Source organism: Rhodococcus sp. IEGM 1381, assembly GCF_030056795.1.
In the GTDB taxonomy this organism is placed as follows: domain Bacteria; phylum Actinomycetota; class Actinomycetes; order Mycobacteriales; family Mycobacteriaceae; genus Rhodococcoides.
The window spans coordinates 245,207-266,671 of the sequence record NZ_JASHKQ010000001.1; the positions used below are offsets into that span (position 1 = coordinate 245,207).

At 62.2% G+C, this 21,465-nt stretch carries 21 protein-coding genes, 2 tRNA genes and 1 pseudogene; 9 read left to right on the plus strand and 15 right to left on the minus strand.

The window, feature by feature from the left end:
• Nucleotides 1-18 precede the first annotated feature (18 nt).
• A complete protein-coding gene (locus tag QM797_RS01195; RefSeq protein ID WP_283273314.1) occupies nucleotides 19-1,476 on the minus strand; it encodes an MFS transporter in 1,458 nt (485 codons plus the stop codon).
• A gap of 90 nt (nucleotides 1,477-1,566) precedes the next feature.
• Nucleotides 1,567-1,926, minus strand: a complete 360-nt coding sequence (locus tag QM797_RS01200) for an ArsR/SmtB family transcription factor (RefSeq protein ID WP_283273315.1) — start codon at nucleotides 1,924-1,926, stop codon at nucleotides 1,567-1,569.
• Nucleotides 1,927-2,155: 229 nt separating this feature from the next.
• On the opposite strand from QM797_RS01200, the gene QM797_RS01205 reads away from it, so the two are divergent.
• The 3 genes from QM797_RS01205 to QM797_RS01215 all read left to right on the plus strand — a co-directional run bounded on the left by QM797_RS01205 (nucleotide 2,156) and on the right by QM797_RS01215 (nucleotide 4,172).
• Nucleotides 2,156-2,479 (plus strand): NIPSNAP family protein, encoded by a 324-nt coding sequence (locus QM797_RS01205; RefSeq protein ID WP_283273316.1) that lies wholly within the window; start codon nucleotides 2,156-2,158, stop codon nucleotides 2,477-2,479.
• Nucleotides 2,480-2,743: 264 nt separating this feature from the next.
• On the plus strand, nucleotides 2,744-3,361 hold the full coding sequence (locus QM797_RS01210; RefSeq protein WP_283273317.1) for a hypothetical protein: 618 nt from the start codon (nucleotides 2,744-2,746) through the stop codon (nucleotides 3,359-3,361).
• Between the two features lie 298 nt (nucleotides 3,362-3,659).
• Nucleotides 3,660-4,172: a hypothetical protein gene (locus QM797_RS01215; RefSeq protein WP_283273318.1), complete on the plus strand. Its 513-nt coding sequence runs from the start codon at nucleotides 3,660-3,662 to the stop codon at nucleotides 4,170-4,172.
• Nucleotides 4,173-4,356: 184 nt separating this feature from the next.
• Here QM797_RS01215 and QM797_RS01220 read toward each other — a convergent pair whose 3' ends face one another.
• On the minus strand, nucleotides 4,357-5,442 hold the full coding sequence (locus tag QM797_RS01220; RefSeq protein ID WP_283273319.1) for a threonine aldolase family protein: 1,086 nt from the start codon (nucleotides 5,440-5,442) through the stop codon (nucleotides 4,357-4,359).
• Nucleotides 5,443-5,466: 24 nt separating this feature from the next.
• Between QM797_RS01220 and QM797_RS01225 the strand changes: the two genes are divergently transcribed.
• Nucleotides 5,467-6,012 carry a CGNR zinc finger domain-containing protein gene (locus tag QM797_RS01225; RefSeq protein ID WP_283273320.1) on the plus strand — a complete coding sequence of 182 codons (546 nt, stop codon included), beginning with the start codon at nucleotides 5,467-5,469 and terminating at the stop codon, nucleotides 6,010-6,012.
• A 110-nt stretch (nucleotides 6,013-6,122) separates the two neighbouring features.
• Here the strand turns inward: QM797_RS01225 and QM797_RS26280 are convergent, their stop codons facing one another.
• The 4 genes from QM797_RS26280 to QM797_RS01240 form a co-directional block, all read right to left on the minus strand.
• Nucleotides 6,123-6,392, minus strand: coding sequence for an MmyB family transcriptional regulator (locus QM797_RS26280; protein ID WP_502942286.1), 270 nt, complete (start codon nucleotides 6,390-6,392; stop codon nucleotides 6,123-6,125).
• Nucleotides 6,393-6,520: 128 nt separating this feature from the next.
• A complete protein-coding gene (locus tag QM797_RS01230) occupies nucleotides 6,521-7,699 on the minus strand; it encodes an MFS transporter (RefSeq protein ID WP_283273321.1) in 1,179 nt (392 codons plus the stop codon).
• Nucleotides 7,700-7,996: 297 nt separating this feature from the next.
• Nucleotides 7,997-9,526, minus strand: a complete 1,530-nt coding sequence (locus QM797_RS01235; protein ID WP_283273322.1) for an adenylate/guanylate cyclase domain-containing protein — start codon at nucleotides 9,524-9,526, stop codon at nucleotides 7,997-7,999.
• 89 nt (nucleotides 9,527-9,615) lie between these two features.
• On the minus strand, nucleotides 9,616-10,191 hold the full coding sequence (locus tag QM797_RS01240; protein ID WP_283273323.1) for a TetR/AcrR family transcriptional regulator: 576 nt from the start codon (nucleotides 10,189-10,191) through the stop codon (nucleotides 9,616-9,618).
• Between the two features lie 144 nt (nucleotides 10,192-10,335).
• On the opposite strand from QM797_RS01240, the gene QM797_RS01245 reads away from it, so the two are divergent.
• Nucleotides 10,336-11,925 carry a DHA2 family efflux MFS transporter permease subunit gene (locus QM797_RS01245; protein ID WP_283273324.1) on the plus strand — a complete coding sequence of 530 codons (1,590 nt, stop codon included), beginning with the start codon at nucleotides 10,336-10,338 and terminating at the stop codon, nucleotides 11,923-11,925.
• Between the two features lie 140 nt (nucleotides 11,926-12,065).
• The gene (locus QM797_RS01250; RefSeq protein WP_283273325.1) at nucleotides 12,066-12,461 is read left to right on the plus strand and encodes a DUF3291 domain-containing protein; all 396 of its coding nucleotides are present in this window, start codon (nucleotides 12,066-12,068) and stop codon (nucleotides 12,459-12,461) included.
• A gap of 337 nt (nucleotides 12,462-12,798) precedes the next feature.
• Here the strand turns inward: QM797_RS01250 and QM797_RS26215 are convergent, their stop codons facing one another.
• From QM797_RS26215 to QM797_RS01260, 3 genes are read right to left on the minus strand one after another with little or no spacing between them, the layout of a single operon-like run.
• A complete protein-coding gene (locus QM797_RS26215; RefSeq protein ID WP_349307176.1) occupies nucleotides 12,799-13,209 on the minus strand; it encodes a ubiquitination-like system serine protease family protein in 411 nt (136 codons plus the stop codon).
• Nucleotides 13,206-14,447: a ThiF family adenylyltransferase gene (locus QM797_RS01255; RefSeq protein ID WP_283273326.1), complete on the minus strand. Its 1,242-nt coding sequence runs from the start codon at nucleotides 14,445-14,447 to the stop codon at nucleotides 13,206-13,208. The genes QM797_RS26215 and QM797_RS01255 overlap by 4 nt, the downstream gene beginning before the upstream one ends.
• Complete coding sequence (locus tag QM797_RS01260; RefSeq protein WP_283273327.1) at nucleotides 14,422-14,703, minus strand: multiubiquitin domain-containing protein; 282 nt, start codon at nucleotides 14,701-14,703, stop codon at nucleotides 14,422-14,424. The genes QM797_RS01255 and QM797_RS01260 overlap by 26 nt, the downstream gene beginning before the upstream one ends.
• Before the next feature lie 200 nt (nucleotides 14,704-14,903).
• Here QM797_RS01260 and QM797_RS01265 point away from each other — a divergent pair, with 200 nt between their 5' ends.
• Nucleotides 14,904-15,218, plus strand: a complete 315-nt coding sequence (locus tag QM797_RS01265) for a hypothetical protein (RefSeq protein ID WP_283273328.1) — start codon at nucleotides 14,904-14,906, stop codon at nucleotides 15,216-15,218.
• On the plus strand, nucleotides 15,215-16,321 hold the full coding sequence (locus tag QM797_RS01270; RefSeq protein ID WP_283273329.1) for a transcriptional regulator: 1,107 nt from the start codon (nucleotides 15,215-15,217) through the stop codon (nucleotides 16,319-16,321). Before QM797_RS01265 ends, QM797_RS01270 begins: the two co-directional genes overlap by 4 nt.
• A gap of 79 nt (nucleotides 16,322-16,400) precedes the next feature.
• Here the strand turns inward: QM797_RS01270 and QM797_RS01275 are convergent.
• The 4 genes and pseudogenes from QM797_RS01275 to QM797_RS01290 form a co-directional block, all read right to left on the minus strand.
• Nucleotides 16,401-17,575 (minus strand): annotated as a pseudogene (locus QM797_RS01275) (site-specific integrase).
• Between the two features lie 422 nt (nucleotides 17,576-17,997).
• Nucleotides 17,998-18,070, minus strand: a tRNA-Arg gene (locus QM797_RS01280).
• A 51-nt stretch (nucleotides 18,071-18,121) separates the two neighbouring features.
• Nucleotides 18,122-18,211, minus strand: a tRNA-Ser gene (locus tag QM797_RS01285).
• Between the two features lie 123 nt (nucleotides 18,212-18,334).
• The gene (locus QM797_RS01290; protein WP_283273330.1) at nucleotides 18,335-19,099 is read right to left on the minus strand and encodes a dienelactone hydrolase family protein; all 765 of its coding nucleotides are present in this window, start codon (nucleotides 19,097-19,099) and stop codon (nucleotides 18,335-18,337) included.
• A gap of 93 nt (nucleotides 19,100-19,192) precedes the next feature.
• Between QM797_RS01290 and hisC the strand changes: the two genes are divergently transcribed.
• The gene (gene hisC / locus QM797_RS01295) at nucleotides 19,193-20,248 is read left to right on the plus strand and encodes a histidinol-phosphate transaminase (RefSeq protein ID WP_283273331.1); all 1,056 of its coding nucleotides are present in this window, start codon (nucleotides 19,193-19,195) and stop codon (nucleotides 20,246-20,248) included.
• On the opposite strand, the gene QM797_RS01300 is transcribed toward hisC, so the two are convergent.
• Nucleotides 20,237-21,283 (minus strand): alpha/beta hydrolase, encoded by a 1,047-nt coding sequence (locus QM797_RS01300; RefSeq protein ID WP_283275232.1) that lies wholly within the window; start codon nucleotides 21,281-21,283, stop codon nucleotides 20,237-20,239. The two genes, hisC and QM797_RS01300, sit on opposite strands and share 12 nt — an antisense overlap.
• Between the last annotated feature and the right edge of the window lie 182 nt (nucleotides 21,284-21,465).

Genomic DNA, 21,465 nt, shown 5'->3' on the forward strand with positions numbered 1-21,465 from the left:
CCGACCTCGGATCAGCGCTCAGCGATCAGCGCCGAGTCGGTCCGTGTCGGGAATCCCAGTGGAGTGGTGATCCCTCTCGGTTTCGAGTTCGGCGTCGACCGCTTTCGGTGTTGGCAGGAATGCAACGGCGACCACGCCGAGCACCATCAGCGCTGCTGCGGCGAGTACGGCGACTCGGTCACCGCCTGCGGCATCGGCGATGTGGGTTCCGGACGCGGCCGAGATGGCCACGAGCACGGCGAGTCCGATGGCGTTGCCGATGTTGAGCGCCGTGGACGCCAGCCCGTTGGAGACACCTTGCTGGTCCGGTGCGACGCCGGTCGCTGCGACAATCCACATCGCGGTCCACACGATTCCCTGTCCGAACCCGGAGATGACCAGCCCGGGAACGATGGCCCAGTAGGACGCGCCCTGGGAGAAGCCGAGCGCGAGAACGATCGTTCCGGGTAGGCCGATGGCGAAGCCGATCAGGAGTGTTGCGCGCCCTCCGGCGCGGTTGACGAGGCGCTCGCCGACCTGGGTGCCCGTCGCGATGGCAATGGACGGCACGAGGAATGCTAAACCTGTTTGCAGGGCGGAGAATTGGTGCACGTTCTGTAGCAGCACGGTGAGGAAGTACGGCAGTGCGCCGAAGGTGCCCATGTAGACGAAGGTGACGAGCACGCCGACGGCGACGTTGCGGTTGCCGAGCAGTTTCGGTGGCATCAGCGGATCCGCCGTGCGGTTCTCGATGACGACGAATGCGACAGCCGAGGCGACCGCGACGAGCAACGCTGCCACGATGGTTGCCGAGCCCCACCCGTCCGACGGCCCTTGAACGAGGGCGTAGACGAATAGTGTGGCTGCGATGGTCACCGTGAGAGCGCCGGGGAGGTCGAACTTGCGGCGCTCTGTTGAGGGAATGTCTTTGGGTAGGAGGATGAACGCGGCAACGGCGGCGACGCCGGCGAGGAGCACGTTGACGTAGAACACCGCCGGCCATCCGAAGGCTTGGGTCAGGACACCACCGAGGAGAGCCCCCAAGGTGAGGCCGCTGGCGCCGGCGCCGCCCCAGATGGCCAAGGCGCGGTTGCGAACCGGTCCTTCGGCGAACAGGTTTCCGATCAGGGCGAGGGTCGACGGGAGCAGCAGTGCGCCGCCGATACCTTGGACCGCTCGTGCGCCGACGAGCAGGATCGGTTCCGTCGCAAGGCCTCCCACCAAGGAGGAGACGGCGTAGATGGCGAGTGCGGTGATGAAGATGCGGCGGCGCCCGAGTAGGTCGGCGGCGCGGCCACCGAAGAGGAGGAACCCGCCCGCGAACACGGTGTAGGCGCTCACGACCCACTGCTGTGTTTGTCCGTCGAAGCCCAGTGAGGCGCCGATGTCGGGCAGTGCGACGTACACGATGTTGATGTCGAGCGAGAAGATCAGTTGCGCGAACGCGAGCAAGGCCAGGGACCAGCCCAGACGGCGCGTTGGTGTCGGTGCACTCATGGAACCTCCTACTAATTAGGGGACGTTTGTACGTCAACAGTAGTCCTATTTGAGTGGACGGCAACCTGTGGCCGGGGCGGATCAGCTGGGTCAGGCCGAGAGGAACGGCGGCAGTGCGTCGAGGTAGTCGCCGATAGAGGCTCGGAGCGATGGGTCTTCTGCCATGGCCTGTGTCACGGAGGTGAGAAATCCGGGGAACCGCGCGTCGAGGTCGTCGGTGCGCAGCGAGAGTAGGTTCTCGCGGCCGGACGGCTCTTGGAAGATCACCCCGGCGTCGCGCAATACCCGCCAGTGATGGGTCAGGGTCGACTTCGACACCCCGGAGACGATGGAACCGCATCGGTGCTGATCACCGTCGGTGAGAGCGGCGACGATCGCCAGGCGCACCGGGTGTCCGAGGGCGCTCAGGACCTCTTCGAGCTGAATCTGGTCTCGATTCGGCAGCAACATACTCTCGACTCTACTGGCCTACGATACTCGAACAGTAGTTCTATGCGCAGGCTCATGGACAGTGGGTGTTGAACGCGTTGACGCCACGAATACGGTTGCGGCGCATGGGTGGGGGCTGACCATCGAGTTAGAGCGGGCGGGGGAACACGGGCGTTACTGTGTCGGCGGACCGACACTTCGCCATCCATTGTCTGCCGGTCCGCCCGGTGGCACGAGACGAGGAGCTCAGATGATCACATGCGTTGTGGAGTACACAGTCGATGCCGAACAGATTACCGAGTTCGAACGATTCGCTCGCGCGTGGATTGCCCTGGTGAACACCCACGACGGAACCCATCACGGATACTTCCTCCCCAGCGAGGGTGCCAGCGATCGCGCGCTGGCGCTGTTCTCGTTCCCCTCCCTCGCCGACTACGAGACGTACCGGAAGCTGTTCGACTCCGATCCAGAGTTCCTTGCCGCGAACGCAATTCGCGATGAATCGAAGTGCGTCCTGCGATACGAGCGGACGTTCATGCGACCCATTCTCTCGGCGGACAGCGAGCACAACTGAGCCCTTCACTGCTGGCGCCGTAGTTTCCGTACCGTGAGCCGTTTGGTATTGGGTAAGGATCTGACGGGCGGAGCGGCAATCAGGCTCGGTTCACGCATCTCGTCCGCGCTATCGCTCGTCACCCCGTGCCCGACTGTAGCGGTCGACGTACTTCTGCCCTGGTCTGCTCGGCGATGGATGCCGTCAATTCGTCTGTCGCACAACGAGCGACTTTGTCATCGGCTGCGGCAGACAAAGCCAAGCCGGACGTGTCAAACTCGCACCATGCAGATCCTCAGGCCCGACGGCGCACCCAGCTGGCGAGCAGCGACGTCCGACCCACTCGGGCTTGCCGTCCTGCTCTACATCCGCGACAAGCTAGTTATTCAGCACACCGCCGCACCGGTGCTCCCGCCCGTCTATCCGACCGTTCAGGACAAAGATTCGACCCCCGCCGGCAGTCGACTGACCGAACAATGGAACCAACGGTGGGCAGAAGCCACCGGCCCCGGAGGAAATGCCGACCTCGGGATGGAATCGCCGACCTCGCCGTTCTTCGACAGCACGCCCGAACTGCGCGCCGCCTACGAACAGCACCTCGAACCCGCAGCACGATGGTTCGCACCTTTGGGGCGCGAACGCGCTGAGCAATTTATGGACGAGCGCGCGCAAGGGCTGCACGATCCAGTGAGCGAGATCGTCCGCGACTGGCAACACATGTCAGGCCGCGAACCCGCACCGTTCACACTGACACTCCATTTCGCACCCGTCGAGGGTCACGGCACCTGGCGGACCGGCGATTTCAAGTACATCGTGGCCCAGAACCTTCCGCGCAATCGAGGAACATTCATCGAGTGGCTCCGACCGATCATCGCCAGCGCCGCGTCCGGTCAGCTTGACTAGACAACTACAGAAGCTGAACGACGCCGTTGGTTTGAACCCGATTGCACAAATCCATGCGACGCAACTGCTTCTGCAACTTCACTTGTGGAATCCGGCGACCGAACACAACTACGAGCGGTAAACCCGTCCAGAACGACAGATATTGGGGGGGTGCAGTTTTCGCACCTGAAATCGCAAGTTCGGCGGACCCTGATCCAGTTGGCATGCGATAGCGAGAACCGGGTAGCGGGGTTCCCAGGTGCGCCAAGATCCGTCCGTGACGTTGACGCACCCTCTCGCGCACGGGCAGACTCGGTTCATGGATTTGTCGACGTACATCGTGCACGAAAGATCCGAAGTCATCGGTACAGGCGTCGTCACCATCGACGCATCCGGCGCCGCCCACCTCGCACCGAACACACCGTTCCCGGACCCGCGAAATGTGTCACGAAAGGTCCCCTTGCGCTACAGCGTCTTCGGCCAGGACTGGGACGGGGTGTGGGTCACGCTTACCGGACGCTGGGTAGACGGAGGTGTCGATGTCTCATCGGTGGACAGAATCGTCAGACCCACATTTCCGAGCAAAACGACCGTCCGTGTCATGAACCCGAACGGCAAGGGGTGGACACTCGCCGACGAGGTTGCTGCCACGGAACACAGCGACTTTCATTCGACGGATGATTCGATTTTCGGTTCAGGTTCTCAGCGCGAGGACGACGGCAGTGATACTCTGACCATCGATTGTTTGTATATCGACAGCTCCTTCGCAGAATGGCTCGGCCGCACCCACCCCGGTGACATCGAGGTCCGGAGCACGCTCGTCCCGCACTGAACTCTCTGACACCGGAACTGAGGTTCTCGACCGACGACTCTGACAACTGGAGGCGCGCCGATGTCGGAGGCGACGCATCAGTTTCCGCACCAATCGCTTTGCGGGCGCGGCGTTGCAGGACAGTACCCGCAGTAATGTGTCGGGTGCTTGTCTAGCCGTCGCAGCACTGGCGGGTGCCCGAACGTTACGGTCCTGCGAGTTTGATCAGTCTGTTCACTGCATCGGCGATCAGAGTCGGGTCGAGGGCCAGCGACGCCTCCCCGAAAGAGCATTCGATCGAGCAATGCGCTGGGTTGGGACTCGTACGGATTCGCAGACCCAACCTGGGCCCACCTTCGTCGACGAGTTGCCGATGCGCGTGCAGGGCCGCGGCTGGTCCGATGGGCAGATGAAGGTGGAACATCGCCGTATGTGGCGGGTTCGGTCGGACCGTGGCCGGCGTGCGTTCCGTGATCGCGGCGGCGACGGCCTGCGCGTGCGCCATGTACGCAGGCATCGCAGACGCCGCCCGTTCCATTCCGTCGAGAGCGAGCAGTGCGAGAGGCCACGCTTCGTCGATGGTCCCGCCCAGGCGGTGCCTCCACCTGCGGGCACCAGCGATGAAGTTTTCGTCGCCGACCAAGACCGCTCCTCTCGGCGCTTCGAGGTCCTTATAGAGCGAGACGTACACCGAATCGAAACCGGCGCAGATCTCGTCGAGAGGCCGGTCGTAGAAGGGCGGGGTCTGCCACACCCTCGCCCCGTCGAGATGCGTGGCAACACCCGCCGCGCCGGCCGTCGCGAGTTGGGTCTGCAAATCGGTCCATGAGGGCAGTTCCCCGCCGAGTTCACGTTGCGGCAGCTCCCACATCACCGCGGCCACATCCGCGCCGATGCCGGCGCGCAGGTTGTCGGCGGTCATCAGCTCGTTCCGGTCGCCCACCAGCCGTGCGTGCATCTCGTGCAGCACCGCATAGTTCTCGTCCTCCCACAAAGACAGATGATTAGTGGGGTGCCCGACGAATGCTCGCCCGCCCTCGGCCTGGTCCGCGTGCACGCGCAACGCGATCTGCTGAGCCATCTTGCCTGTCGGCATGAACAGCGCTGCTTGCTTTCCCAGCGTCACGCAGACACTTTCCTCCAACAGTGTCGTGGCCGCACGTGGATCGGTAGCCACCTCGGGATGTCGCTCCACAGCCTGGGACAACCGAACAAGTTCGGCCCGCGGTGTACGTCGGTCGGTTTCGTGAACGGACAGGATCGGCGTTCCCGTCACTGATGTAGCGTCCATGAGCAGTGAGAGTAGGGAGGTTCCGTGGACACGTTCAACAGTGACGTTCTCGAACGGATCGCCGTAGCAGTGGACCTCGCGAACGCCCACGCCGCCGGGTCCCTATCTGGTGGCGTGCACGCCCGTCCCGAGTGGATCTTCGAGACCCACCACTACGCAACCCCCGAGAACGCCGACGATTGGACCAGCGTCGCGCAACTGGCGGAGCAACTCGACAATCTGCTGCGCCGGGTCGCCGCCGGTGATCACGACACGGTCATCGAACTGGTCAACAACTACCTTGCCGAGTCGAGTGTCACCCCGTACATCGAGAACGGTCCAAACGGCTACGTACTTCACTTTCACACGCGCGCAACATCATTCGCGGACGGCTGGGCTGGAGGAATTTACACCGCCCTGGCAGTGGCCTACAGCACAGGTCAGGCATCCCGCATCGGTCGTTGCGCCAGTCGCTCGTGCGAACGACTGTTCCTCGACCGCGGGCGGAATCAGCAGCGACGGTTTTGCAGCCTTCAGTGCCAGAACCGCGAGAAGTCGGCGGCTTACCGACGCGTACGGACCCGCGCCTGAGTCGTTCGATAGAAAACGTTGTCGCTCAACAGTTTCCGCACCCGCGTGAGTGCGCGCCTACAACCTCGGCCAGGTCGTGGCCTCAGCAGAGAAAGGTTCAGCCGAGGCATCTAAGAACCAACGGGGGCATCTCGGGTCACGCTGCGCTCGTTCGTGTCGTCGGCTTCCAGTGCAAGAAGCGACAGGGCCCGTTCGCCAATGTCGTCGATCGGTGAGTGCGTGAGCAGTCGTTGCCCGGTGGAATCCGCTGCGTGGAGCACCTCGAAGGACACATCGAACCGACCCGCGATCGGGTGGTCGAGTTCCTTGAACCCATCCGTACACCGCCGCACGGTGTGTTCTGCCCATATCCTCGCGAAATCGTCACTGCGGACGCACATCTCACCGACCGGCAATTCCTGAATGAGTGCACTGCCGGCCAGTTTCCGCACCTCTTCCGGCCGCTCGTATCGACCGTCGTGGTTACCGGTGATGTTGGTGCTGAACTTCGAAATTTTTGGCCTTCCTGTTACGACCGTGACGCAACCAGAAGCGCAGCGCCACAACAGCAGGCGATAGTAACGAACGCCGTGAGCAGTCCGACGTGGTCAGCCAGAAATCCCACCACCGGCGGCCCACCGAGGTACGCGCTGTACCCGACGGCGCTCACACGCGCGGTAGCGACAGCAGCACCCCCGCTGGTGCGGTCGGCGGCGTCGGTGATCGCGAGAGGAAACAACGGACCCAACACCAACCCCGCGACACCGAGAGCTACCACCACCGGCCACGGACCGCTCTGCGCCACAAACCCCGCCGCGACGGCAGCCGTCAACACCACCGCCGAACACCGCACGGTCACAACCGACCCCAACCGATCGACGACCACGTCACCGAACGACCGCGAGAGGAACATCGCAGAACTGAACACGACCACCGCCACCGCGCCGACAGTGGCGCCGCCGCCGAAATCGCGGGCCACCACCAGAGCCGACCAGTCAGTTACCATCCCCTCCGCCAACAGCGCAGCCACAGCAATCACGCCCACCGACACCGGTATGGCCAGCCACCGCGCCCACCTGTTCTCGGTGGAACCATTCACGACTTTGCCGATCATCGGCCCGGTCGGGCCCTCGGAGTCGACGGCGTCAGTGGGTAGGAACACCGATGACGCAACGACGAGCACGACGAGACCGAGAGACATCGTCGAGAAGTGCTCGACCACGGTGACGCCGAGGTACGAGGCGAGCGCACCGGACGCGGCGCCGACGAGAACGCCCAGGCTGTACCCACCGTGCAGACGCGAGAGAACCCGCCGCCCCACAGCGTCCTGATACCTGATGGCGGCGGTGTTCATCGCGACGTCCAGACACCCGCTGGCAGCGCCGAGCCCGGCCAACACGACCCCGAGCCACCACCCGTTGGGCGCCACCCCGATCCCAGGCAAGGCAGCAGCGAACACGAATGCGGCCACCGCGCAACAGGTTCGAGCAGATACATGCTCCAACAACCGTGCGGTGCCGAACAGTGCCGGTACCGAGCCGGCGGCGATGCCGAGAAGGGCCCACCCCAGCTGGCCATCGGTGAGCACGAGCTCGGACTTCACCTGCGGAATGCGCGGCGCCCAACTCGCCAGGACGGCGCCGTTGACGAAGAACACGATCCACAGGGCAATCGTCGATCGACGAACAGAATTCACAGAACTGGACACGACGGCCTCACGGTCGCCCTATCGATGACGGGTGCCTACACCCCCGGACGGTCAGGAGCGCTACGGCGACGAACTGTGACCTTCGAAGAACATCACGCCGACCGAGGCACGTCAAGCGCCGGACAACTCGTGCGGACCGCCGCGAAGCAGTTTCCGCACCGTCAAGACATATTGACATCTACAGGCAATTACGCCGATGGTCGGTGCAGTCCTGGACATTGCAAAGCTCCCGCGTCTGGCGAATTTAAGCCATCTCTTGGGTGTGCGGGATTCTCTGAACGCGGGCCGTACGTTGTTTCAGCCACCATGACGTTGTACAGATCGATCAAGGGGTTCTCGGCTCGGCCCGTAAAGTCGTACCTGCTTCTGCTTTCCTTTCAGGTCGATCTCTGGGCGCTCTGACCAGTAGTCGTCCGGTTCATGGAGTAGTCGGAACGTCGCCTCGGTGATCAGGACATCGTCGCCAGTCGTTTTTGTTGCTGACTCGACGCGCGACGCAGTGTTGACGGTGTCACCGATAACGGTGAAGTCGAGTCGTCCCCCGCCTCCTATGGTTCCTGCAACAACTGGACCCGAATTGATGCCGACACCGACGCGAAGTTTCTCACCGTAATTTGACTCCACGAGAGCGACTATTTCCAGCGCCGCGGCGACTGCGCATTCTGCGTGATCGTTGACCCGCTCGGGAGCACCGAACACCGCTAACAGTCCGTCGCCGATGAACTTGTTGGCGTGCCCTCGGTGGCGAAGGAGAACTGGCACGACATGGCCGTACAGATCGTTGAGTCGGGCGACGACTTGTTGAGGTGTGGCATCTTCGGCGTACGAGGTGAAGTTGCGAACGTCCATGAAAAGTACCGTCAGGTTTATCTCTTCGCCCGATAGGTTAAGACCTTCGTTTATTACCCGTTCGGCGAGTGACGGGTCGACGTACACCCCCAGGGCTTCATGAAGCTGCTCTCGTTCCGAGAGACCACGCGTCATTCTGTTGAACCCGGCTTGAAGGAACCCCGCTTCGGTGGCGTCGTCGACAGGCACGCGCGCCGAAAAGTCCCCGTCTTCCACTCTGGCGAGTGCATCGCGCAGCGCCCGAAGAGGTGCCGAAACAGTGGCCCCTGCGAGCGCTACCGAGGCCAGGCCGACCGAAAGACCGGTCAGAGCCAAGAACAACACTGCCACCAGGATACGGCCGGTATCAACGCCGCTGATAAGAGCGGCCGCCGACAGAACGACAATCCCAGCAAGGGGGATGCCCGTCGTGAGAACCCACGCCAACACCAGCCTGCTACGTACACCGGGGTAATCGCGGCGAGTCGGCAGGCTGCCGGCCAATGTCAGGGCGGCTATGGGTCTGAGCGCTTTTTCGACCAGAACGTATTGAAGTGAGCACGCAGTCAACGCACCCAGCACTATGACAATGCCGCCTCCCACCGCGGCGAACGCATTCTCGGAAGAATTGAGGGCTGTGAAGAAGGCTGCGCCTCCCGCCCAAATCCAGAAAGCATCCGTAGCCCAGCGCCGCGGATAGCTCAACACCGACAGGCGGTCGGCGTCGGTTGGTGGCTTCACGGCGATCACCCAACGTTCGATCGGCGCAATTGCGCGTCGGTAGAGAAAATGCCCGAGCGGCAGGGCGAACAGGAGATACAGTGCAAACGCAGGAAGAGTGCGGGTTGTGATCGAGTTCAGTTCGGCTGTCGCAATGCTGGGCGCAAGCCACAGCATCGAGATGGTGACGACCGTGGCTCCGAAACCGTTGGCCAGGTAGCCAATCCGAACCAGTTGGCGGCGCGAGCGTTTGACGAAGTCGTAGTCCACTGCCTGCACCGCCCAATCGTCGCACGGTGCAGTGTTGAACGAAGGAATGTAGCTGTGATGGCGCCGTCGAAAACGTCGCTTGTCGTAAGACCCGAAGATCAGGGGGCGACTCCGCGGCTGATCAGATCCAGCGTCTGCTGATAGATGAATTTCCAGTGCGCCTGGCCGCCAGGAGGCCCGCTGCCGTCGAGTTCGAGGCTCACCGCGCCGTGAACGCAGGCCCAGATCTGCAGGGTGAGGTCGAACGGCTCACCCGACCGAATGGTCCCCGCCGCCTGGCCATAACGAATGATTTCGGTGAGGGAACCGAGCGCAGCGGCAGCGATATCGCCCTCCGGCTTGCTCACACCAGAAAACATCACCCGGTAAAGCATGGGTGAGCGCAGCGCGAAGGCACGATAGGCCACTCCCGCTCGTTGGAGTCGAATGTGAGGGTCGGTGTCGACGACGCCACCGATGTCGGCTTGGAGCTGGGTGAAACCCTCTGTCACCAATGCGGTCATCAACCCGGTTTTGCTCTCGAAATGGTTGTAGACGCCCATGGGGGCAACGCCGGCCTCGGTGGCCACAGCCCGCACAGTCAGGCCCTTTTCGCCACTTCCGTCGAGAACTTTCAGAGCCGCCGCCAGCAGCAGCCCACGCACATTGCCGGCGGGCGTCCGCGTCACTGCCATGTTCGCGATTCTCCCATGAACCGAAAACCCCCCTTGACATCTGTTGAGTACATTGTTCTTCTTATAGAACAACGTTCTACATATTAAGAACATCATGTCAATCTCCATCTGGGTGAGCTACTTACTCGACCAAGGGGACAACCGATGAACGATTCAGAGCACGCTGCCCCGCCGACGCGAGCGGCGAATGCCAGAAGCTGGTGGGCCCTGGTGGCGCTGTGTGGTGCGGTGCTGCTGGTGATGGTCGACAACACAATCGTCAATGTCGCATTACCGACCATCAGTCGCGATCTCGGTGCGAGCAACTCTGGACTGCAGTGGGTCGTGGACGCGTACACCCTGACGTTCGCCGGCTTGCTGCTCACTGCCGGTCACTTCGCAGACCGCTTCGGGCGACGCAGGTTGCTGGTAATCGGTGTCGTCGGCTTCGCCGGTGTCTCGGTGTTGGCGGCGGAATCATCCACCCTCGCGCAATTGATTGCCACCCGTGCGGGCCTGGGACTCTTTGCCGCCATGGTCTTTCCGGCGACCCTGGCAATCTTGATCGGGCTCTTTCCTGATCTGAAGGAACGGGCGATCGCTGTCGGCATCTGGGCGGGTACGTCCGGCATCGCGGTTGCTATCGGCCCGGTGCTCGGCGGCTGGCTTCTCGAGCATTACTCGTGGTCGGCGGTGTTCTGGATTAACCTTCCCATTGCCGCTGCCGTCCTCGCAGGTATCGCCGCGGTGGTGCCCAGCGGCGGCATGGCGCAGCCCGGGCCGTTCGACCTTGCCGGTGCGGTGACGTCGATCGCGGGTGTCGCACTGCTGGTCTACACCTTGATCGAAGGCCCGAACCACGGCTGGGGTTCGCTGCAGACCATTGCCGGGTTCATCGGCGCGGCAACGATTCTCGCGCTGTTCGTACTCCGAGAGCTCCGTACGGGCCACCCAATCCTGAACGTCCGATTGTTCACGAACCGCGCATTCTCGGTGGCGTCGGGTCTGATCGCGGTTGCGTTCTTCAGCCTGTTTGGTTTCATCTTCCTGATCACCCAGTATTTCCAGGCGGTGAAGGGCTACGGGCCGCTGGAAGCGGGCTTGCACACGCTCCCGTTCGCAGTGGTGATGGCCGTGTCCTCGCCGTTGGCGATGATGCTCGCGCGGGTTCTCGGACCCGGCCGGGTGGCAGCACTCGGATCGGCAATCATGGCCTCGGGTTTCGCTCTGGTGCTGCTCGCAGACCGGGACGCCTCGTACTGGGGGCTGATTGTTTGGTCGATGAGTCTGATGGCGATGGGACTCGCCTTCGTGCAAGGTCCGGCCACCAACATCATCATGAACTCCCTGTCGCCACAACAGACCGGTGCCGGCTCGGCGGTCAACGACGTGACCAGAGAACTCGGCGGCACCTTGGGCGTGGCGGTGCTCGGATCGGTGCTCTCGTCGGTTTACACCACCCAGCTCGGCAACCAACTGGACGGCAGTGGCCTGCCGGTCGAGGCTGTCGAAGCATCGAAGGCCTCCGTGATGGCCGGAGTCCAGGTGGCAAATGCGATTCCGGGGCCCGGCGGCGCTCAGTTTCTGGCCACCATCCAGGATGCTTTTGTCGCCGGACTACACAGCTCCGTCATCGTGGCAGTGGTCGCGGCAGGTCTGGTCGCACCGGTCGCCTGGTTCACTCTGCGAGGCAAGCAACTCGGGGACTCGGTCGTCGCGGAGCCCGGGCCTGAGGACGTCCTGGCCAAAGCCTGACAAGGGGACCCCATGTGTGAACGCGAGTAGATCTACCTTCGGCCCTTACAAGCCGGATGCTGTTGTAGAACTGTGTTCCAGAGCAGCGTCGTTGCTTCCACGTTGACCCCACAGGTCGACCATGACGAAAGGGGCAACCAATGCCTACCCTTCCTTGGACAGCGGGGCCGGCCGCGCCGGAGTTGACCGACAGTGAATCGGTAGTCATGGCCTCGCGCTTCGAGTTGACCACATTCCGCCAGGTGCCGGCGTTTTTTGTTGCAGCTCTACGCGTGTACCGGCAGGTGCGGCGAGCTGACGGCGCAATAGGTGTCACCTTGACCGCCCACCCACTACGCCGCGAATTCTTTACGCTGAGCTCCTGGCGAGACCGCGCCGCCATCGACGCGATGGTCCGCACCGAACCACACCTGTCGGTCATGAACGGATTCCGCGACTACACCGCCGACGCCTCGTTCGTGTTCTGGACCATTACTGCCACCTCGCGGCCCACCTGGAAAGAGGCCCACCAACGGCTCGCCGATCAATCGGAGTAGGAAGGCGCAGGCCGTACGCGTCGTGAACACCTCATCACGACTCCCGAGGCGGTGATCGCAGCGGGCGCGCCCGCGTCGCGGGCAGAGCTCGGTGGACTGGTGTCGGTTATCGATCGCCTGTTACCGCACCGTCAAGATATCTTGACGATGGCCGGTCGAGCCGTCCAAAGAAGCTGGCCGGCTTCCTCCGTCGATTCTTGATATTGGTCGGTCACTGGCGTCGAAAGATGGGGAACTGGTCGAGAATTTGAGCGGCTCGCGTTGGGCAATTGGAGCACCGCCTCCGATACGAACGTGGGAGACCCCGCGCCGGGAGCCTGGCACGTCAATGTCTGCGTTACCCTCGACCGTTCGATTGGGCGCCGCGGATGCGGTCCCAGGCTCGTTGCAACCAGGTAGTTGGGGCCGACGGAGTCGGCAATTGGGAGTGCGCTGCTCTATCGCGGGCGGTGGCGGACTGAGTGGCCTTCGCCGAGATGGGCCGCAACCAGGCGATACTGTTGTTGTGGACGTAGTAATGAGATCGGCACGCTAGCTGTCCATTGCCGATCGATGGACGCAGCGAGACGGTGCCGTCGAAGGTGATGGACCAATCTTTAGGTCCAAATGGGGTGACGACCTTGTTCTCGCACCCACATGCGCAGAGGTGGACTGCTGTCTCGTACTGCATTGAGATGTAAAGGCTGCCCGGTTCCGGGTTCGCTGGGATGGAGTCGAGGAAGATAGGGCTCAAGGTTCGAGATTTCATGCCGCATCCTCGGCGTGTGAGTTCACGACGGACCCAGTGCTGTCCTGGTGGTCACTGTTGCCGTAACGGTGATGTAGGTCGCCACCGTCGACGACGTACACCGAGTGGCGTTCATCCTCGACGTCGGCATAAAAGCCAAGGAGTTTTTTGTACCGGAGGACGGCCAGGTTCGCGGCGAGGGCATTGAGTTCGTCGACTTGAAGATTGGTGTCGTACTCCGCGTCCTCGCCTACGAAATACGAGATGAGGCCGTCTTTCGCGATGTGGTTGCTGCGGCCGGGGGTAGAGGTGGTGATGCGGAGCTGACCGTTTATGCCGTTGGCGTCTTTGCTCAGGCCGACGCCGGTGTCGATGAAGGGAATGTTGTTGACAGTGAGAGTCTCTACGATGGTCCTCTTGTCCGGACCGGTGTCCATGGCGAGGAACACGAAACTGGCGTTGAGAAGCTCGTGAATATTCTCGGCAGTTACGTAGACGGGGTGCGGGATAACGCCGCGTCGCATCACCGAGTACATCGCGGTGTAATAGTCGACTTTCATCGTGCTGGAGGCGACATCCTCGAAGCTGGCGGCACCGGGAGCGCGGAATGCGTTGTGGCTACGGAAAAAGTCGCCGTCGTAGAGGTGGATTGCGAGGGCTGGCGTCTTGGCGAGGGCATCGAGGATGTGTGCACCGGTGCCACCGAGACCGATGATAACTACCTTGTCGACCGCGAGTCGGTTGTTCAGCTCTGTAATGCCCGCACGGCTGGAAAAGGTGTCGACGTACTTGAAGACTCCGTCGTCCTCGTCAGTCTGTAATGGCTTGAAGGAGTACGGGTTTGCGGCTGGATCCACAGCCTCAGCAGGCCCGGCGATCATGGCGGCATAGTATGTGACTTTTCCGTAGAAGTCTGGATACCCACCGTCGGGCTTTTGCGAGAACCCGCAGCTGGCAGTTAGTTCCGGAGTAGCGGACCACTTTTCGACGCCTTCGTTGACTAGCCCGTCTATGGCATGGCCGTTCTTGTCGTGCGGGACGCCACCGACAAAGCACATGACGTGGGTGCTGGGCGCGGTGGTGCTGTTGCCCGCCAGGTCCAGAGGACAGAGGAGAGAACCCCAGTGGACTTGAGCGGCAGCGTCGACGTAAGGCACGTCGTCCACGACGAGGAAACCGTTGATTATGCGAACGGCAAAGCCATCCTGTACGAGTCGGGCCAGGTCAGTACTACTACGAACGAGTTGTGAGGCGAACATTGAATGTCGTGCCCTTCTTCTTGACTGTCACGGACTCGCCTGCCACCAAGGTGCCGTTTGCTTTGCCTCCATGGGACGGGTCGGCATGCCGGTAGGTAACGGTGAACATGGCCGCTGCGTCATGGCCGGGGTAGGCGAGTTCGCCTAGCTCTTCGTAAGAGACAGTCTTGTCGCGCAGTTGAGTTTCGGTGCCGTTGATGACTACCTCAACGTCCTTGTCCTTCTTTTTGCTCAACTCTTCGGTGCTAGCGGTCATGACGGGCTCCTTCATTCGTAAGTAGGGCAGGAATGATGCTCTGGTAAAATCGTACCATGCTCATCACCCTTAGGGTGATGAGCCAATGTTCGGAGTCAAATTCGGCGCGTTGAGGCGCGCCAGGACCTGCCGCGCCCGTAATGTGAGCGGCGCAGCCATCCACTAGTCCCATCATCCGATGGGTGATGGAGAATAGACGCGTGGACCGGGAGTTTTTGGACGAGGATCTTCGCCGCCTCGCGACCGATCCGGGTTTTCGGCCGGCGGGCTGGGATGACCGGGAGGTTCGGGAATTTCATCGCCTCGTGCAATGCGCTCGGGCCGCTCATCATGAAGATGAACTGCGAAACATGCGTGTGCTGAGGATCGAAACGCATAGCAGCGATGACCCCGGTCGGGCGCAGGCGACGTTGAGTTCAGGTCGCGTTATCGATTTCAACTTCAAGAACTCTGGAAGCCACGGAACTGTGGTCTTCGGCGTCCTCTTATCTGCAGAGATGGAACCCCAGCGATGAGCAACACGTCACATGATCCTCTACCCATCGATCAGACGCCTGTTGGTGAACTCTTGGGTGAGGAACTTGAGGCCCGCAACTGGTCTCAAGCTGATTTCGCTGCGATAATCGGTCGCCCCACTCAGTTCGTGTCCGAAATCGTGACTGGCAAGAAGGAGATTACCAGGGAGTCGGCCGCTCAGATCGGAGCCGCGCTCTCCCATTCGGCTGAATACTGGCTAAAATTGCAGGACCAGTACCTTCTCGCCGAGCAGGCCAAAAGCTCCGTGACACAAAACAAACTCAGCGAGGTCCGCCGCCGCGCGCGACTAAATAAACTTGCACCCATACAACTCCTGCGCAAGCGAAAAATCCTCACCGGATCGTCTTTGGATGAGCTGGAAGCTGAGATAATGGAGCTATTCGACTTAGATTCGATCGAAGGCCGGCCGCAGTTTGTGGGAGCAGCTGCAGCGAAGCGCTCCAACCATGGCGACGACATGAGCATGCTCCAGCAAGCCTGGGTCGCCTGTGTTCGCAAACAAGCCAGGAAGCGTCCTCCGACTGGGATGTACTCACCGGAGGGGCTCGTCAGAGTCGCAGAATCCCTTTCGCGGTCTGTACATAGGGCTGAGGACTTTGCAAAGCTGCCTGATCAATTCAGCGATGTTGGCGTCAGGCTCGTATACGTCGAATCATTACCGGGCGCGAAGATCGACGGATGTGCAATGTTCGTTGACGGCCACCCAGTCATTGGTTTGTCAGGACGTGGTAAACGGCTCGATAAAGTTCTATTCACATTGCTCCACGAGATCGCTCACATCCTTCGGGGACATGTGGATGCCGACCGACTCATTGTCGAAGATCTCGACGACGGACATACACAGGAGTCAGTACGCGAGATTGAGGTGAACGACGACGCCGTCGATTGGATCTTCCCAACCGGATACCCGTCGGTTCCTGCACGAATAAGCGCTCCTTGGGTTGATCAAACGGCATCCGAACTCGGCCTTTCACGCATTGTTCTTATTGGTCAATTACAAAAACGAGGGCGCTTGGATTGGCGGACGACACTGGCAAAGAATGCACCGTCGGTGAGCGAGGTCCTTCCGCTCTGGACTTAGAGCGCAAATTCCGTGGGGTCTACATTTGGCCCCGACCCTGTGGCGAGTCACGTGCTACCCCAACCTCCCTTTTCCCTTGTTAGAGACCTATGTCGACGACTGCGTTGCCGAGGAGCGGAGCGTGTTCGCGGCGGTACACCTCGACGGAGTCGAGGCTGGCGTGTCCGGTCTGCCGGGCGATGGCGGAGCCGTCGGCCCCGTTGCGAGCGCCTTGGGTGACGAAGCCGGCTCGCAGTGAGTGTCCGCCTAGCTTGGTGACGGCAGTGGGGTCGTAGCCTGCGTGTTCTGCGCGGCGGCGGATGGTCTGGTGGATCGCGGCTCCGGACAGTGCCGTTGAGCCAAGGTTGCCGTTCTTGGCCACCGCGCGAAGCAGTGGTGCGCGGGCGGCGGTGCGGGGTACTCCCCCGCGGCACACGTGCTCGGTGAACGCTTCAGGCTTTCGGAGTAGGCGGATGACGGATGACCTGCCGCCAGCGTCGAACGCAGCCACGACCTGGATCCATCGGACGTACGCGCAGGGCGGGCAGGTCTGATGGGAGTCGTTGTACGGCAGCGCCTTCACCGCTCCCCTGCCCTCTTGGTCGGTCTTCGACTTCCGCAGCCGGACATGAAGTCCGTCGTGACGATGCACGGTGACGTCTCCGCACACCATCTCTGACAACTCACTTCGTCGGTAGGCACCAGCGAATCCAAGCAGAAGGATGGCCGAGTCGCGGCGTTCCAAGACGTCGTCGGCCCAGCCTCGGCACCGGTCTCGGGCGGTTTTTACAAGCAGCTTGATGTCCTCGACGAGGAGGGGATCGCGTGGAGTACGGGCCGGTCCCCCGCAGTTGCGTACTCGCGCCGGATGCCGGACAGGGTGGCAGTGACGAGTTCGTGCGCTGACGGCGAAAGGTAGCCGCTAGTTCGGTGCTGGTGGTTGATCGCGGCGATCCATGTGCCGAAGGTGGCGGCCGCGTAAGCCCGCTCCCCTGTTTCGGTGCGGGTGTCGGCGGCGTCGACGAGGTAGGCGGCAACAGTGACCGGGTGCGCCGGCAACGTCACGTGACCATTCGACTCGCACCAGTTGGTGAAGCGTCTCCACGCCGCGGCGTAGGTCTTGCGGGTTCCCTCGGACCGGGAGGAGTGCACTGCGCTCGCGATCCGCTTCGCGACGGCGGGTGGGATCTCCGGCTCGACCGCGACCGACCTGCCAGCCTCGGCAGTGCCCGCAACGGTGGTCACGGCAGGTGTTCGGCCTGATCGGAAGTCCATATCGGCAGCGTAGCGCAGGTCACCGACACGCCTGCAGCGCAAAACTGTGCTGAACTGGTGTTTCGCCATAGACGGTGCGGAAAATGGAATTAACCGCGGCGACATCTCAGCGACGATTTCAGTCGCTGTTCGACGCCCACGTCGCTACGGAATGCGGTTGTCGACACTTACGTTCCGAAGTTGGAAACCCACACAGAGTTCGCTGGGAACGTACGAACGCCTCTGGACAGTCGAATCCGGTTGTGGAGGCGAAGCGCACCCACACGGGGTAATCCGTCGATCGGCCACCGACGTTCACACAAGTCCACATCACTCAACACTTTCGACGCAGTGCAGATCGTTTGTGTTGAGTTGGAGACACATCCAACACATTCAAAGAGCCCCTGGGCTACGAATATTCGCAGCTCAGGGGCTCTCTTCTGTGCGCCCGAAGGGATTCGAACCCCTAACCTCCTGATCCGTAGTCAGGTGCTCTATCCGTTGAGCTACGGGCGCATGTTCAGTTGTCGTACTGGTGGAACTGAACAGTAGTTGTCCTACTGTCCGTGGCGGAGGCGAGAGGATTTGAACCTCCGGTCCCGGTGAAAGGACAAGTCATTAGCAGTGACTCCCATTCGGCCGCTCTGGCACGCCTCCTAGGCTGCCGGCCCTCTCGGACCGCCGAGGAAAGAGATTACCCACAGCGGAGGCCAGAAGGCAAAACGGCTGGTCTACGCCTCTGGTTCGCACGGCGTTCGCGTAAAAGATGCTTGTTGCTCGTCAACGCAAGAAGCTGTCGAACCAATCGAAGATTCGAGTCTGCGCGTCGACCAGAGCGGCCTCGGCCGGGTCGATGTGGTCGCTGCTGCCCGGTTGCTCCTTGGGATGGTCGGCCCGATGCTGCACACCCGAATAGCTGACGATGTTCGTGGCCACTGAGGCGCGCGTGGCAGCGTCGCGAAGGGCTTCGATGTGATCCGGTGGGGTGTGCGGGTCGTCCTCGCCGTAGAGACCGAGCCAGGGTGCCTGCAGCTTGGGTGCAGCCTCGACCAACGCGACCGCGTCGGAGTTGAGCGGTTCGACGATGCCCGCTGCGGCAACACTGACCGCCGCTCCGACCGGACGGCTGGTTGCCACGATCAGCGCTGCCGTTCCTGCATCGTCGAATCCGATGACCCCGACACAATCGGGATAGACCCCACGCTGAACCAGCCAGTCGGAGGTCGCGTCGAAGTCTGCGAAGAGGTCGTCGCCGAAGACTTCCTTGTCGTCACCGTGACCTCGGTGAAAGAGGTTCGGGGCGACGGCGAGCCAGCCTTCCATCGCCAGTGCGCGGAGCAGGTCGAGCAGAGATTGCGGAATTTCTCGAGCCTCGTGCAGCACGACGATTCCGCCGCGCGGTGTGCCCTCCGGCTCGATGGCCGTCAGAGGCACCTTCTCTCGTGGCGGAGATTCGTGCGCGGACGTATCCACCTCGTCGTCCGCGCCGACTGTGGGCGGGGTGGCGGACCGAAGGACTGCGACGTCGCTGAAGATTCCCGACATACTTATCGAAGATAGGACGATCGGTCCGGTCGTGCACAGCAATAACACGGACGCGTAGAAGTCAACCCCGAACCTGAGCGCATAATGGCAACCGTGACCGCGCACATCCGCCCCGACCTCGACGCAATCCCCGCTTACATTCCCGGCCGTAGCTTTCCGGGGGCAATCAAGCTGGCGAGCAACGAGACAACGCAGGGCCCGCTGCCCAGCGTGCATGCCGCTATTTCCGAGGCCGTCGGTGGCGTCAACCGCTACCCCGACATCCGGGCGACGGCACTCGTCGAATCCTTGGCAAAGAAGCTCGGAGTTGCGACCGAAAATGTAGCCGCAGGTAACGGTTCGGTTGCACTGTGCCAAGAGGTCGTTCAGATCACGTGTGGCCCCGGCGACGAGGTGCTGTTCGCATGGCGCGCGTTCGAGGCGTACCCGATCATCACGCGTGTTGCCGGTGCGACGCCCGTGCAGGTTCCACTGACCGCAGACCACGTGCACGATCTCGACGCGATGCTCGCAGCCATCACCGACCGCACCCGTCTGATCTTCGTGTGCAACCCCAACAACCCGACCGGAACCGTCGTCCGGCGCGCCGAGCTCGAGGCGTTCCTGGACGCGGTGCCGTCGAACATCCTCGTCGTACTCGACGAGGCCTACTTCGAATACACCCGTCCCGCCGCTGACGGCGATCACGTCGACGGCGTCGAACTCGCGCGTGGACGGCGCAACGTGATCGTGCTGCGTACCTTCTCGAAGGCGTACGGTCTCGCCGGCTTGCGGGTGGGCTACGCGGTAGCCGACCCGGACGTGATCACCGCGTTGTCGAAGGTGCGCATCGCCTTCGCGGTCAGCACGATCGCGCAGCAGGCAGCGCTGTCGTCGCTCGAGGCCTCGGCGGAACTACTGGCCCGCACCGACGCCCTCATCGTCGAACGCGACCGTGTGCGCGACGCTCTCGTCGCGGGCGGTTTCGACGTGGGTACGTCTCAGTCCAACTTCGTGTGGCTGCCGTTGGCCGAGAGGTCCGGTGAATTCGCTTCTGCTGCAGCCGAACAGGGCCTGCTGCTGCGCGCCTATGGAAACGACGGCGTGCGGGTCACCATCGGCGACCCGCACGAGAACGACGCTTTCCTGAAGTTCGCCCTACAGACCTAGCGCGCGTTCGAGCGTCGGCCAGGATTCACGCAGGTCGTCCTGCCAGTACGGCCAGCCGTGAATTCCGTAGGGGCGATAGACGGTTGTCGCAGGAATGTCCAACGCGCGCAGTCTCGTATCGAACACTGTCGTGCAATACAGCGCGGCGGCCTCGAGCGGCCCGCCCATGAGCGCACTCTCCGGTCCGCTACCGCCGGGACCGAGTTCGTACGGGCCGGGCAACCCGGTACCGACGGAGATGTAGACGTCTTTGCCGCGGAGGGCCTCGGCGTTGGCGGACGGGTCGTGCTGCACCCACAGAGGATCGGTGTTCTCGCCCCACATGTTGGACGCGTTTCCGCCGTTGGTCGCGACGGTAGCGCGTACCGCATCCTTGAAGTTGGTCTGCGAATTGTCGTAGCAACCACTCAGGCCGGCGACGCCGTTGTAGAGCTTGGGATGACGCGTGATCAGATCCATCGCGGCCTGCGCGCCCATCGAGACACCCGCGATCGCGTTGGTGCCGTTACCGGAGAAGCGCGCATCGATCAGCGGCGGCAGTTCCGATGTCAGGAACGTCTCCCACTTGTTCACACCGAGCACTGGATCCGGAACACTCCAGTCGGTGTAGTAGCTGCTCGACCCACCGACCGGGAGCACGACATTGACCTGCTTGTCCGCGAAGAAATCGACGATGTCGGTCTTCTGCGTCCAGGTGCTTTCCTTGTAATCGGATTCTTTGCCTGCACTCACACCGTCGAGCATGTAGAGCGTCGGGCGGGACACGGCCTGCGCGGCAGGAAGGAGAACCTGGACCTGGATGGCGCGGCCCATGGAGGGCGAGTCGACCCACACCGCAGCGCGGCGGTCGGTCAACATGTCGACACGATCGATTCGCGCCGACGCCAGAGGTTGAGACTGAGCTTCGATGCCGGGAATTGCGCCGCCACCATCGGAACTGCCGGTACCGGGTAGCGGCTGCGCCCCGGCGAGACCCGACCCCAGCAGGGAAACTGCCAGCGCAGTTCCCGCTACTGCCAACACACGACGGTGCATCTGATCTGCCATCCTCCCCAGGCGCACCCTCACGGGCGCAACACAAACAACATCCGTTACACAAGGTACCCACGAATGCGCAGACACGCCGAAGCCTGTGGGTCCGCTCACAGTAGCCGCGAAACGACACGTACAAAAGTCTGCGTGATCCTTTGTTACATGTACCGAAGATGTAACGGTCT

What these genes read in the sequence shown, in the direction of transcription:
- QM797_RS26215 (WP_349307176.1), bottom strand. Translation starts at nt 13,209, where the DNA reads ATGAAATCTCGAACCTTGAGCCCTATCTTCCTCGACTCCATCCCAGCG.
- QM797_RS01195 (WP_283273314.1), bottom strand. Translation starts at nt 1,476, where the DNA reads ATGAGTGCACCGACACCAACGCGCCGTCTGGGCTGGTCCCTGGCCTTG.
- QM797_RS01300 (WP_283275232.1), bottom strand. Translation starts at nt 21,283, where the DNA reads ATGCACCGTCGTGTGTTGGCAGTAGCGGGAACTGCGCTGGCAGTTTCC.
- QM797_RS01210 (WP_283273317.1), top strand. Translation starts at nt 2,744, where the DNA reads ATGCAGATCCTCAGGCCCGACGGCGCACCCAGCTGGCGAGCAGCGACG.
- QM797_RS01220 (WP_283273319.1), bottom strand. Translation starts at nt 5,442, where the DNA reads ATGGACGCTACATCAGTGACGGGAACGCCGATCCTGTCCGTTCACGAA.
- QM797_RS01205 (WP_283273316.1), top strand. Translation starts at nt 2,156, where the DNA reads ATGATCACATGCGTTGTGGAGTACACAGTCGATGCCGAACAGATTACC.
- QM797_RS01290 (WP_283273330.1), bottom strand. Translation starts at nt 19,099, where the DNA reads ATGTCGGGAATCTTCAGCGACGTCGCAGTCCTTCGGTCCGCCACCCCG.
- QM797_RS26280 (WP_502942286.1), bottom strand. Translation starts at nt 6,392, where the DNA reads ATGTGCGTCCGCAGTGACGATTTCGCGAGGATATGGGCAGAACACACC.
- QM797_RS01245 (WP_283273324.1), top strand. Translation starts at nt 10,336, where the DNA reads ATGAACGATTCAGAGCACGCTGCCCCGCCGACGCGAGCGGCGAATGCC.
- QM797_RS01270 (WP_283273329.1), top strand. Translation starts at nt 15,215, where the DNA reads ATGAGCAACACGTCACATGATCCTCTACCCATCGATCAGACGCCTGTT.
- QM797_RS01240 (WP_283273323.1), bottom strand. Translation starts at nt 10,191, where the DNA reads ATGGCAGTGACGCGGACGCCCGCCGGCAATGTGCGTGGGCTGCTGCTG.
- QM797_RS01260 (WP_283273327.1), bottom strand. Translation starts at nt 14,703, where the DNA reads ATGACCGCTAGCACCGAAGAGTTGAGCAAAAAGAAGGACAAGGACGTT.
- QM797_RS01200 (WP_283273315.1), bottom strand. Translation starts at nt 1,926, where the DNA reads ATGTTGCTGCCGAATCGAGACCAGATTCAGCTCGAAGAGGTCCTGAGC.
- QM797_RS01215 (WP_283273318.1), top strand. Translation starts at nt 3,660, where the DNA reads ATGGATTTGTCGACGTACATCGTGCACGAAAGATCCGAAGTCATCGGT.
- QM797_RS01255 (WP_283273326.1), bottom strand. Translation starts at nt 14,447, where the DNA reads ATGTTCGCCTCACAACTCGTTCGTAGTAGTACTGACCTGGCCCGACTC.
- QM797_RS01250 (WP_283273325.1), top strand. Translation starts at nt 12,066, where the DNA reads ATGCCTACCCTTCCTTGGACAGCGGGGCCGGCCGCGCCGGAGTTGACC.